The 12,871-nt window shown below is 43.6% G+C and carries 13 protein-coding genes; 5 read left to right on the top strand and 8 right to left on the bottom strand.

The features are described from left to right. The first annotated feature begins 352 nt into the window (after window positions 1-352). The 4 genes from JN178_RS19920 (at window position 353) to JN178_RS19935 (ending at window position 4,895) form a co-directional block, all read left to right on the top strand. Window positions 353-1,693, top strand: a complete 1,341-nt coding sequence (locus tag JN178_RS19920) for a GH1 family beta-glucosidase (RefSeq protein ID WP_202263000.1) — start codon at window positions 353-355, stop codon at window positions 1,691-1,693. A gap of 20 nt (window positions 1,694-1,713) precedes the next feature. Next, window positions 1,714-3,288, top strand: a complete 1,575-nt coding sequence (locus JN178_RS19925; protein WP_202263001.1) for an MFS transporter — start codon at window positions 1,714-1,716, stop codon at window positions 3,286-3,288. 48 nt (window positions 3,289-3,336) lie between these two features. Further along, window positions 3,337-4,335 carry a LacI family DNA-binding transcriptional regulator gene (locus JN178_RS19930; protein WP_202263002.1) on the top strand — a complete coding sequence of 333 codons (999 nt, stop codon included), beginning with the start codon at window positions 3,337-3,339 and terminating at the stop codon, window positions 4,333-4,335. An 89-nt stretch (window positions 4,336-4,424) separates the two neighbouring features. Continuing rightward, window positions 4,425-4,895: a nuclear transport factor 2 family protein gene (locus JN178_RS19935; RefSeq protein WP_202263003.1), complete on the top strand. Its 471-nt coding sequence runs from the start codon at window positions 4,425-4,427 to the stop codon at window positions 4,893-4,895. A gap of 44 nt (window positions 4,896-4,939) precedes the next feature. On the opposite strand, the gene JN178_RS19940 is transcribed toward JN178_RS19935, so the two are convergent. The 3 genes from JN178_RS19940 to JN178_RS19950 all read right to left on the bottom strand — a co-directional run bounded on the left by JN178_RS19940 (window position 4,940) and on the right by JN178_RS19950 (window position 7,594). Next, a complete protein-coding gene (locus JN178_RS19940) occupies window positions 4,940-5,581 on the bottom strand; it encodes an OmpA family protein (protein ID WP_159625390.1) in 642 nt (213 codons plus the stop codon). A gap of 399 nt (window positions 5,582-5,980) precedes the next feature. Beyond that, window positions 5,981-7,174: an HD-GYP domain-containing protein gene (locus tag JN178_RS19945; RefSeq protein ID WP_202263004.1), complete on the bottom strand. Its 1,194-nt coding sequence runs from the start codon at window positions 7,172-7,174 to the stop codon at window positions 5,981-5,983. Between the two features lie 63 nt (window positions 7,175-7,237). Further along, window positions 7,238-7,594 (bottom strand): MGMT family protein, encoded by a 357-nt coding sequence (locus JN178_RS19950; RefSeq protein ID WP_232369640.1) that lies wholly within the window; start codon window positions 7,592-7,594, stop codon window positions 7,238-7,240. A 23-nt stretch (window positions 7,595-7,617) separates the two neighbouring features. Here JN178_RS19950 and JN178_RS19955 point away from each other — a divergent pair, with 23 nt between their 5' ends. Then, window positions 7,618-8,205: a tRNA-uridine aminocarboxypropyltransferase gene (locus JN178_RS19955; RefSeq protein ID WP_202263005.1), complete on the top strand. Its 588-nt coding sequence runs from the start codon at window positions 7,618-7,620 to the stop codon at window positions 8,203-8,205. 36 nt (window positions 8,206-8,241) lie between these two features. Here JN178_RS19955 and JN178_RS19960 read toward each other — a convergent pair whose 3' ends face one another. The 5 genes from JN178_RS19960 to atpG all read right to left on the bottom strand — a co-directional run bounded on the left by JN178_RS19960 (window position 8,242) and on the right by atpG (window position 12,851). Then, window positions 8,242-8,838, bottom strand: a complete 597-nt coding sequence (locus JN178_RS19960; RefSeq protein WP_202263006.1) for a glutathione S-transferase family protein — start codon at window positions 8,836-8,838, stop codon at window positions 8,242-8,244. Window positions 8,839-8,920: 82 nt separating this feature from the next. Next, window positions 8,921-9,904, bottom strand: a complete 984-nt coding sequence (locus JN178_RS19965) for a hypothetical protein (RefSeq protein WP_202263007.1) — start codon at window positions 9,902-9,904, stop codon at window positions 8,921-8,923. A 193-nt stretch (window positions 9,905-10,097) separates the two neighbouring features. Next, the gene (locus JN178_RS19970; RefSeq protein WP_202263008.1) at window positions 10,098-10,511 is read right to left on the bottom strand and encodes a F0F1 ATP synthase subunit epsilon; all 414 of its coding nucleotides are present in this window, start codon (window positions 10,509-10,511) and stop codon (window positions 10,098-10,100) included. Window positions 10,512-10,571: 60 nt separating this feature from the next. Next, complete coding sequence (gene atpD, locus JN178_RS19975) at window positions 10,572-11,957, bottom strand: F0F1 ATP synthase subunit beta (RefSeq protein ID WP_159625374.1); 1,386 nt, start codon at window positions 11,955-11,957, stop codon at window positions 10,572-10,574. A 33-nt stretch (window positions 11,958-11,990) separates the two neighbouring features. After that, entirely contained in the window at window positions 11,991-12,851 is an 861-nt protein-coding gene (atpG, locus tag JN178_RS19980; protein ID WP_159625373.1) for a F0F1 ATP synthase subunit gamma, read from the bottom strand. Window positions 12,852-12,871: the final 20 nt, after the last annotated feature.

The following is a 12,871-nucleotide window of genomic DNA, read 5'->3' on the forward strand; positions in this document are numbered from 1 at the left end:
AAAGAGAAACAACGAAGCCCGGATAAAAGAAAGCGCTTTCTCAAAGGTAATCCAACACCCTCGCCAGATCAACACATTTTTTACATTTAGTTCACAGCAGTCAGCATTAAAACGGGCAAACCTAAAACTAAATCAATTATATCAATAAATTAAGTTAATGAGACTCATAAAACAAAAGTAGAAAAAATCCACAGATTTTATTGATTAATTAACAAATAAATTAAAAACATTTGAGAAAGCGCTTTCTCATTAAGTGTTTCATGTGCTATAAATTCGGCAGGTTACCGTTGAAGAGCAGTTCTCCTTCATTGGCTTAGATGGAAAAAGAAGAACAGAAACTAGGGTTTAACAAATGAACAGCATCACGCTTCCCGCTAACAGTCCGCTATTAAGTAAAGATTTTATATTCGGATCAGCAACCTCGAGTTTCCAAATAGAGGGCGATATTGAAAATCGTTTGGAATGTATCTGGGACACATTTTGTGAGCGCCCCGGAGCAATAGCTGATAATTCAAATGGTGCTATTGCTTGCGATCATATAAATCGCTGGGAAGAAGACCTCGACATACTAGTCGACTTGGGCGTGGACGCGTACCGGTTGTCAATCTCGTGGCCCAGAGTCATTGACGAGGAAGGCGAATTAATTGAAAAGGGTGTGAAGTTCTACTCGACACTTATTGATGCGTTAAACGCGAAGGGAATTAAACCCTTTGTCACACTATATCATTGGGATCTTCCTCAATATTTGGAAGATAAGGGCGGGTGGTTGTTCAGACAAACAGCGTATGCGTTTGAAAACTACGTCGATAAGATTACCACTGTACTGGGCACAAGGGTGTATTCATACGCCACTTTCAATGAACCATTTTGTAGCGCCTATCTAGGGTATGAAATAGGAGTACATGCACCAGGAAGAGTGGGCCGCGCAAATGGACGCACAGCAGCACACCACATTTTGCTTGCACACGGTTTAGGAATGAAAGTACTGCGCCGCAATGTACCTAATTGCCAAGCCGGTATTGTACTAAATTTTACACCTTGTTATCCAAATACCGATAGCGATGCGGATAAGCACGCGACCCGTGTCGCCGATGAATACATTAATCAATGGTACATGCAGCCTGTTATGGAAGGTGCTTATCCTGATGTTCTTCACTCACTCCCTATACAAGATAGACCACCCATTGAAGAAGGCGACATGGCGCTTATTTGTCAGCCCATCGACTTTATTGGTATTAATTTCTACACGCGTTTGCATTATTCCGCCCCAAAAGACAAAGACACATTATTTTTTGAGCATAGTCACCGGGGGCCTTTAACGGACATTGGTTGGGAAATATATCCTCAAGCGCTTCATGATCTATTGACATCGCTTCACAAGAGATATGTGTTGCCGCCTGTCTTTATCACCGAAAATGGTGCTGCAATGAAGGATGTGATAGAACAAGGTGTTGTGAATGACACCGACCGAATTTCCTATTACCACCATCATCTAAACATGGTCGACAAAGCCATGAAAGAAGGTGTTGAAGTAAGTGGTTACTTTGCATGGAGCCTTTTAGATAACTTCGAATGGGCAGAAGGTTATGAAAAGCGATTCGGGCTAGTACATGTCGACTTTAACACGCAAAAGCGTACCTTGAAGCAAAGTGCGCTGGCCTACAAAAAGCTTATAGCAAGCCGAAACAAATAAATGGGCAGTGGAGACATCACATGGAATACAAACTGACTCTAAAAGAGAAATTAGGCTATGGCGCAGGCGATGCTGCTGCTAACTTAGTTTGGCGAGGTGCGCTCGCCTACCTAGCTGTATTTTACACAGATACTTTCGGTATTACTGCAGCCGCGGCTGCGATGTTATTTCTTGTGGTAAGACTGTCTGATGGTGTGACTGATATCATCATGGGCATGATAGCTGACAGAACCAATACGAAAATGGGAAAATTCAGGCCGTGGATCTTAGGTTCAACCCCATTTTTAGGGCTTTTCATGGTGCTCTGTTTTACAACGCCGGACTTTTCCTATGAAGGAAAGCTCATCTACGCCTATCTGACGTATATCGGGCTTACCTTGGCATATACGGTAAACAATGTGCCTTACTCTGCATTAATGGGCGTTATGACAAGCGATGATAACGAGCGCACGAGTTTGTCCGGCTATCGGTTTGCTGGTGCTTTTCTAGGTGGATTACTTGTAATGGGTTGCTTACCCATGTTGGTAGAGTGGCTAGGGCAAGGACAAAACGCACTAGGGTATCAATACACAATGTGGCTATTTGCTCTATTACTTATGCTTTTAATGACGGTTACCGTCGTAACCACCAAAGAGCGCGTAACATTGCAATCTTCGCAATCTTCTGTCACTGCCGACTCAAATAGGCACACCAACACGTTAGCGCAAGAGCTCAAAGACTTAACAAAACAACTCCCGCTGATACTCATACCTCTTGGTGCCATTACCGCTTTCTTCTATTTTAGAAATTTAATTACTGGTGGTATTTTCATATTAGCCATGCTGGTTAGCGTATTAGTCGTTAGGCAACTACTCAATAACAAGTCAACAAGACGTAGCCGAACACAACAAGACATTATTGATTTGTTATCAAATAAACCCTGGCTCATCCTTTTAGGTATGGGGTTTCTGACTATGATGTTTAACGGTATTAAGTATGGTGTTATTGCCTACTATTTTAAGTACTACATGAACAGCGAGCTCTTAACGGGATACTTCTTTATCGGCTTACTAGTCGTGTCTATTTTAGGTGCGCTGGCTACACCAAAGCTTGCCAGCCTTTTCGGTCGAAAACGCTTATTTATTCTTTCACTCGTTGTGAGTAGTTTGCTTACCTGTGCTATCTATTTTGTTCCTCAAGGAAGCGTTATTGGCATATTTACTTTGGGCTGTAGTGCAGAGTTCTTTGCTGCGATTTTACCCACACTTTTCTTTTCAATGCTTGGAGATTCAGCAGATTACAGCGAATACCGTACAGGTAGAAGGGCGACAGGTCTTGTTTATTCGGCAGGGTCGTTTGTACAAAAGACTGGTGGCGGTTTTGCCGGGGCACTTGTTTTGCTGGTTTTAGGAAGCTATGGCTACAATGGCTTAGATGCCTCAACAATCGAACAGACGCTACCAGGCATGCAAGCACTGATGAGCTGGATACCTGCTTGTTTTGGCTTTGCAGGTGCGCTTCTTATAGGGTTTTACCCGTTAGATGACAAGAAACAGCAGGAAGTTACCGTTGCGTTACGCACTCGACGTAGCGAACAAGCGCCAATAGCGGCATAATGCAGTTAAGCATTATCAAAATAATTAAAACATTGAGGTTTTATCGGCGTGGCTACCATTTATCAAGTTGCAGAAAGGGCAGGAGTATCACTATCCACGGTCTCGCGAGTATTAAACGGTAAGTCGACGGTAAACCCTGCTTTAAAGGCAAAGGTTGATAAGGCGGTTGCAGAGCTCAATTATCGTCCTAATTCAGTTGCCCGCTCACTAGCGAACAATAGAACAGATAGTATTGGCGTACTTGTACCTGAGTTAAATGCGCCCTTTTTTGGCGACTTAATGCAAGCGGTGGAATCAACTTGTCGTGCAGCGGATAAGCACGTCATTATTACGGTAGGAAAAAATTGTCTGGCTACCGAGCAAGATGCTGTGGAATTTCTAATAAGCCGAAACTGTGATGCACTTATCATGCACGCTGAAGCGCTATCCGATGAATACCTTCTTGAGCTTAACAGTAAAAAGCTCCCCATTGCGTTGGTTAACAGGCAAGTTGAGGGTATTGAAGAAGCGTGCACTGTTTTAGACAATGAGAAAGGGGGCTATTTGGCCACCCGCCATTTACTGGAACTTGGTCATAAGCATATTGCCTACATTTCAGGCCCGACAGATAAAGCGGATGCGATGCAGCGTCTTGAAGGTCATAAACGGGCGCTTAACGAAGCGGGTATTGCAGTAAATTCTCAGCTTATCTATAACGGCGATTACCAGGAGGACGGTGGAAAAATCGGATTGTTAGAGCTGTTGGCTCGTGATATGACTTTTTCGGCACTGGTGTGCGCTAATGACTGGATGGCGTCAGGGGCAATTAGCTGCGCCCGAGATCTTGGCATGAGTCTACCTCACGACTTGTCCATTGTAGGGTTTGACGATGTGGTATTTGCACATCACGTATTTCCTCGTTTGACCACAGTGAGTAACCCGGTTGCTGAAATGGCTGAGACCTCTGCCAAATTCATACTAAACAAAGTGTATGGCCAAAAGCATGAAATCAATCGGCTATTTGAACCGTCACTCGTGCTAAGAGAATCCACTACTAAGTACGAGTAAAAACTGTTTCATGTGAAACATTATTGTAGACCGTTTGAACGACTATGTAGACGTTAGCCAGTGACAAACAAGCTCTTAATAGGAAAATGATGCGCACTATTATTTTATATCTTACCTGCATACTCTGGACGGCCAGTGTCTTTGCCAATGATGATGCTCGCAAAGTAGGTTCAGTAATAGACAACCTTCACCACATGGCAGCTACCGCAAATTTTGATGGATATTTCGATTTGTACAGTGACAATGCTGTGTTTATTGGTACAGACGCCTCTGAAGTATGGAGCGTAGATGAGTTTAAAACGTACGCAAAGCCCCACTTTGACAAAGGTACGGGGTGGACTTATCACCCAAGAGATAGACACATTTACTTTTCACCAGATAACAATGTGGCGTGGTTTGACGAACTTCTCGACAATGAAAGTTTAGGAGAGACCCGTGGCACTGGCGTGCTTATCAAGGTTGGCGATACGTGGAAGATAAGTCAGTATCACCTCACAATACCTGTACCTAACAGCATCGCAGATGATGTCGCTGACCTAATTAAACAAGCGAACAAATAATAATGCCACCCGCAGGTGGCACTAATTTTTTGCTATCAATGCTTTTACGTATTTGATTGAGTAAGCGGTTGAATTTCCATTTCAACACGACGGTTCATTGAACGGTTTGCAGCACTATTGTTAGGCACTTTAGGTGAGTATTCACCCATGCCGACCGTGGTGATCCGCGTTGGATTTACCGAATAGTTGATCAGTAGGTTTTTCACAGCCCCTGCACGACGCTCAGACAGCGATTGGTTATATTGCTCAGCACCAGTGTCATCCGTATGCCCTTTAATTAACAGCACAGTCTTCTCATAGTTATTGACCACTTTAGCCACATCCTGAAGTACAGGATTAAAATTAGGGCTTATATTAGAACTGTCAGTAGCGAAGGTAATATCACCTGGCATGATAAGGCGAAGGTTATCGCCTTCACGTACTACTTGAACACCTGTATCAGACAACTCATTGCGAAGCTCTTCTTCCTGTTTGTCCATGTAGTTACCGATCGCACCACCGGCAATGGCACCTACGGCAGCTCCCCATGCATAACGGCTTTTATCATGGTCACCAGTCGCTTTACCCAGTATTGCGCCAAGCACAGCACCAATTGCAGCACCTTTTTGTGTGTTGTTCGGGTTATTTGCGCAACCCGCTACTGTTAGTGAAGCAGCGATTAATCCTACAGCTAGTGTCTTTTTCATAACGTCCTCTTATCTCGTAAAACGAGCCACATGCGTTGAAGTTAAAGATATGTGGTATTTAATTTCAAACACAATTCAAAACTTTTTGTAATTTTCATTACGGTTATTGGATAGTACAGCAAAATACATTCCAGAGATTACAACGACTACATTTGCCTGATTGAATAGTCGAGATATCTCCTTGTAAAAGAAGATACACGTTCGCCTTTAAGTGTGGACTAGGCAACATCGCTGTTGTTTGTGTTTACTCTACTATGAGAAACCTGAATACAGGGTTAACAAAAATACGTACAACTCCGTCATTGCCACTCAGTAATAAAAGCGTTGTGAGTGTAAATGCTACAAAGTCAACGAGACAACGTGTATCTTTTTACCGACATCAAAGTACTATTGAGCTCATCACACAGACACAGAACGTTCAAAGAACGCATTGATGTCGATATTGTAATCTGATGCGGTTATTGCCTTAGAAATAGTCAAAGATTTATCGGTACTTAGGTCAATATCTTTTGGCGTTAAGTAGTGGCCTTGCTTAACTGAGTAAAATACCTTTACCTCAGGGGTAAGTGGCGAGTCGTTTTGATGCATGACCATGGCGAGTCGCTCGTTTGAAAGCAGTACTAAACTGCCTACTGGATAGATACCTAAACACTTAATAAATTGCTGTACGAGATACATATCAAGACGAGTAGGGGCTTCACTCATCAAAATAGAAAAAGCTTTTTGGCTCGACATTCCTGATTTGTAAACTCTATCCGCGGTCAACGCGTCGTACATATCAGCAATAGCCAGCATTCTTCCAGCCATGCTTATTTCATCGCCTTTCTTTCCTTGAGGGTAGCCAAGACCATCTAGCCGCTCATGATGCTCAGCAACAGCTTGAATAAGGTGTGGTTGGATATCTGTCTCAAGTAAATGGTCGACGCCATGCTGAACGTGCCCTTTCATGATGTCCATTTCTTCATCGGTTAGTCGACCGGGTTTATGCAATATCTCGTCAGGAATCATTATTTTGCCAAGATCATGAAGAAATCCCGCATAGGATAGTTCATTGACCTCGTTATCTGTCATCCCTAAGTGTTTGGCAAAGTTAGCCAATAAAATAGCGACGTTTAATGAGTGCTCTAGCAAATAATCGTCTTTTTCGCGTATTTTCGTTAAACACAACAGCGCATCAGGATTGCGTTCAACCGATTCAACCAGTTTGCTTGAGAACGCCTTTGGAATGCTTCCATCAAAGGGCATTTCTTTTTGAAGATTCGTTTGAAGCGCATGTTGAATGGCCTTGCCCTGTTCATGCAATTTAACAGCACGTGCCAATTCGCTATCAAAACTCACCGGTTTGCTTGCGCCCTGTTTTACCGCGCTAGGTGACGCAACAGCACCAATACTGCTATCTGCATTGCTATTTGCATTAAATGCTTTATCAGTATCGATAACTAAGGTTTTTACACCGCGCTTTTTTAATGTACTGATAATCGCGTCAGACGTTACCCGCCCCTGATTCGTTATCGATAGCTTGCCTTTCTGTTCTACAATTTGATGAACATACATACCTGGCTTTAGCTGATCTATTGTGATTTTCTGTAACATACTGCGGTTTACTTAATCGTTATATCAATAAGAAAGGCACGCCTAGCGGCGCTTTTCGTCGCGTTAATACGTTAGTTCTGTAAGTATAGTGTGTAAATCAGGTCGCCATCCGAATTTCTGCATACTTATACGATTGTTTTTAACAATGACGCCTTCGATTAACAATCGCTCTCGCTGCTCGTGGGCTTTATCTGAACCAGAAGGAAATGCTATTTTACCATCAGCACGTACTACGCGATGCCAATTGTGCTCGCCTTTTAATTCTTGTAAGCACTTTCCTATAAGCCTTGCCCTGCCGGGTAAGCCACTTAAATCAGCAAGCTGTCCGTAACTTACCACTACACCACGTGGAACAACGCGTAATGTTTTTTCAACGCGTTGGTATACGTCTGGATTGACCATAGGTATCATTACCTTCATGTGAACGACATTAAGAATAGGACATGCGCGAATTCTGCCCCCATTGTCACTATCCCAAAAAAACTTGCCTTTGTGAGCATATTCGCATTATTCAAACCGCTTTACAGGTGATTATTATTCAGCACCCAAAAGAAGCGACGCATGCCAAAAACACCGCAAAGCTGGTAGCCTTGAGTATACCATCCACTCGCATTATTCATGCTAACGATAGTCAAGCCATGCATGCATTAGCCACATCATGCGATGCCGCTTCTACGTTGTTGGTTTATCCCAGTGAAACCAGTCAATCTATAGAGGCACTATCAAAAGTTGATAGAAAAGAAATAGGTACCATCGTATTGATTGATGGTAGTTGGAAACAGGCATTTGGCATAGTAAAGCAGAATCCTTGGTTACAAGCATTACGTGCGGTTCACTTTTCCAATGCTCCGTACTCAGACTATGTCATTAGGCACACATCGTTAGCTCATGCGCTTTCTACACTTGAAGCAACGGCCTATAGCTTGTCGGTGTTGGAACAAAAAGACCTGTCTGCGCTCCATGCACTCCAGCACGCAATGCAGAGTAAATGGCAAGCACCTAAAGCACATTTAAGGGAACCCCAGAAATAGTGCTATTGGCGTCACATACAGGCCTATAGAGTAACGCTATTGCATTGCAATAAAGCCTTGTTGCTCTTTTACCAAGCCAATCCAATTTCGAATAGCAGGGTATGCTGATAAGTCGAAGCCCCCCTCATGCGCTACATGGGTATAAGCAAATAGCGAAATGTCAGCAAGACTTAACGTATCACCAATGAGGAAAGGCGTTTGTTTAAGTTGCTTTTCCATGACTTCCAACGCTCGATAGCCGCCTGCTTGCTTTGACTCAAATTCGGCGCGTTTATCATCGGGCAGACCAAGATATAAATTGATGTACCGTGCTACCGCGATATAAGGTTCATGGCTGTACTGCTCAAAGAACTGCCATTGTAGTACTTGGGCATAGGTATAGGGCGTAGAAGGCAACAGCGGCGTATTGGAGGCCAAATAATGCATGATTGCATTGGACTCTGATAACACACGGCCGTCATCAAGTTCAAGAATAGGGATCTTTCCGTTGGGTGACTTTTCTAAGAACGCGGAAGTGCGTGTTTCACCTTTGAGAATATCTACGTCAACCCATTCACAGCCTTTACCTAACAGGGATAGCAATAATTCGAGTTTGTAGCAGTTGCCTGACCGCTTATCTCCATAAATTCTCACGTAAAAAATCTCATTAATTAAATTTTGAATTTTATAGTAGAGAAGATTTGGTTGATTTTAAAGCAGTATAAAAGGTGCGAGTTTAATAGTAAGTGAGATGAATTAACCACTCAGTCAACAACAGTACCAGCCAGGAAACGGGGATCAAGGTGATGCACGCCGCTATTCTGGCTTTGTCTCGAGGAGAAAATGCTCTGAATCGATAACTCGATAGTGTCTCTTTCTCACTTTCCATTTGCTCGATATTTTTTCCAAAACCACTTCCGTTATCAAGTGCACACTGCCTTATACCTTCTGCAATGTCATTTTCTAGTTCATTAAGCAGTTTATTTTGTTCACTTTCTAGAGAACGTCTAAGTTTAATAACGGGTAAAAAAAGGAATATTAGGACTGTAGCGGTAAACGACGATACAACTAACACATCAATGATGGGAATATCTTTTTTGAGCCAGAAAATGGGGAAAATAGCGAGGGCACCAACGGCAAAAATGCTATTTGTAGTCCCTAAGCTGAGGATGGCTGTCAGTGAATTAAGCCTATCGCTATTCGCCTCAATAGAAGGCATAACGTTGTTTTTCAGATAATTGATGTTGGACGACATTTGGAATAAAAACAACAACGCGATAAACCAAAAAGGCACAGCTGTTGCGGTTAGCATGAGTACGTGCAACTCTTGCTTTACGGAGATTAACCCTTCAAACACACAGTACACCACTGTGATCATAATGGATAAAATCATTGCGTTGAAAATTTGGTGTTTAAAATGAGAGGTGAGTTTGTCGCGATGTGACGTAAAGTGACTCAGCCTATTTGCTCTCACCAACAGCGATACTAGCGTACTTGCAACATTTTGCTGCATCAGTCGTAATGCAAACCAAAAGTAACCGGTAAGTGCAGACATCCCGATAGCTGAGTTAAAGTCGCGTTGCGCTCTGATATCACCAGCGGCGGGCCAGTCAAGTGCGCCAGTTAAAAAATGAATCATCAAGAGTACTAACGAAGTAAGCAAGGGAAAGAGTCCAGCGGATGACCCTCTATCTGTATTTGAATAAGAACTAAACTTCATTATTAATCTTTACGTAGTTTGCTGCTTGTATCTGAACCCTACAGCCAAATCTGTGCTAAAAACCCACTAACCATAAGTCATTAGCATGTCATATAGCAATAGAAATAAGCGTAACAAACTATGAATGCCTACTTTTCAAACGACCAACAAAAAACCCGCCAAAAGGCGGGTTTTTATAATAATAGCTGCTCGCTTATTTGCGTAACTTCTGAATAAGGCGAAGTTGTGCAATTGCCTCTGCCAGCTCATGAGCGGCTTCAGCGTAATTAAAGTCAGCGCCTGGGTTGGCGATGTGCTCTTCTGCACGTCGTTTGGCTTCTTGTGCCGCCTGCTCGTCAAGATCTTCAGCTCGAACCGCAGTGTCAGCTAGAACGGTGACATTGCCAGGTTGTACTTCTAGTACACCACCAGCAACATAGATTACTTCTTCTTCACCGTGCTGTTTAACCAAACGCACCATACCAGGTTTAATAGCAGAGATAAGTGGCGCGTGCCCTGGGTGAATACCCAGCTCACCTTCGCTACCTGTCACTTGAATCGTTTCAACAAGTCCAGAGAAAATTTGTTTCTCTGCGCTTACTACGTCCAAATGTACTGTCATTGCCATGTGAACCTCCTGATTAGGTACGTTAGCACTGTATGGGGCTAGCTATCGCTAGCCTCACCATTATGCTTTCTTGGCTTTCTCTAGCGCTTCGTCGATAGAACCAACCATGTAGAAGGCTTGCTCTGGAAGGTGATCATACTCACCGTCTAGAATGCCTTTAAAACCACTGATTGTGTCTTTAAGCGATACGTATTTACCAGGTGCACCGGTGAATACTTCTGCTACGAAGAACGGCTGAGATAGGAAACGCTGAATCTTACGAGCACGTGATACCACTTGCTTGTCTTCTTCAGATAGTTCGTCCATACCTAGGATCGCGATGATGTCTTTCAGCTCTTTATAACGCTGAAGAACAGTCTGTACGCCACGTGCTACGTCATAGTGCTCTTGACCGATTACTAGCGGGTCTAGCTGACGAGACGTTGAATCTAGTGGGTCTACCGCAGGGTAGATACCTAGAGACGCGATATCACGAGAAAGTACTACCGTTGCATCCAAGTGAGCAAAGGTTGTCGCTGGAGATGGGTCAGTCAAGTCATCCGCAGGTACGTATACCGCTTGGATTGAAGTGATTGAACCAGTCTTCGTTGACGTGATACGTTCCTGAAGTACACCCATCTCTTCTGCAAGAGTAGGCTGGTAACCTACCGCAGATGGCATACGACCTAGAAGTGCTGATACTTCAGTACCTGCTAGGGTATAACGATAGATGTTATCTACGAAGAATAGTACGTCACGGCCTTCGTCACGGAACTTCTCAGCCATTGTTAGACCAGTTAGTGCAACACGTAGACGGTTACCTGGTGGCTCGTTCATCTGACCGTATACAAGCGATACTTTATCAAGTACGTTTGATTCGTTCATTTCATGATAGAAGTCGTTACCCTCACGAGTACGCTCACCAACACCAGCGAATACTGAGAAACCGCTGTGCTCGATCGCGATGTTACGGATAAGTTCCATCATGTTTACGGTTTTACCTACACCCGCACCACCGAATAGACCAACTTTACCACCCTTAGCGAATGGACAAACCAAGTCGATTACTTTGATACCAGTTTCTAGTAGTTCTACCGAGCTAGACTGATCTTCGTAGCTAGGCGCTTCACGGTGAATAGACATACGCTCTTCTTCACCAATTGGGCCCGCTTCGTCGATTGGGTTACCCAATACGTCCATGATACGACCTAGTGTCTTCGTACCAACTGGAACCATGATTGGGTTACCGGTATTTTCTACTGTAAGACCACGTTTAAGTCCGTCAGTAGTACCTAGTGCGATGCCACGAACAACACCGCCACCTAATTGCTGTTGCACTTCCAGGGTTAGACCTGACAAGTCACCTTCGGTAACTCGTAGTGCGTCATAAACTCTTGGTACCGCATCTTGTGGAAACTCAATGTCCACAACGGCGCCAATGATTTGGACGACCTTACCTTGACTCATAATTTGTCCTCGTTATCTCTTTTAAACCTTTGCCTACACCGCTGCGGCACCGCCAACAATCTCACTAATTTCTTGAGTGATTGCGGCTTGACGCGCTTTGTTATATACCAGTTGTAACTCATCAATAAGGTTACCGGCATTGTCGGTTGCTGCCTTCATGGCAACCATTCGCGCAGCTTGTTCTGACGCTGCGTTTTCTACAACACCCTGATACACCTGAGACTCAATGTAACGAACCATTAGTGCTTCCAAAATCTCTTTTGGATCTGGCTCGTAGATGTAGTCCCAACGATGTTGATATTCTTCGTCTTGTGACTTTGGCAAAGGCAATAACTGATTGATCACAGGTTTCTGTGTCATGGTGTTAACGAAGTCATTGAATACCAAGAATACTCGGTCTAATTTTCCTTCGTCGTACGCTTTAAGCATAACGCGCACAACACCTACTACATCACTTACTGACGGCTTGTCACCCAAACCAGATTCAGCGGCCAACAATGTGCCACCAAAACGGTTGAAGAAACTGCACGCCTTAGAACCTAATGCAGCAAAATCTACTTCTACACCCTGGTCGCGCCATTTCTTCACGTCCTGAGTTACAAGCTTAAATTCGTTGGTGTTTAAACCACCACATAAGCCTCGGTCAGTAGAAATCACAATATAACCAACACGCTTGACTTCACGCTCTTCCAAATAAGGATGGCGATACTCAAGGTTACCGTTAGCAATGTGACCAATCACTTTTAGCATGTTTTGTGCGTATGGGCGGCCAGAGGCCATGCGTTCCTGCGCCTTTTTCATTTTAGACGCAGCAACCATTTCCATCGCACTGGTAATTTTTTGAGTATTCTTGATACTCCCAATCTTACCTTTAATCTCTTTACCGCTGGCCATGACTATCTCTCCGATTACTC

Source organism: Alteromonas sp. KC3 (genome assembly GCF_016756315.1).
GTDB lineage: Bacteria > Pseudomonadota > Gammaproteobacteria > Enterobacterales > Alteromonadaceae > Alteromonas.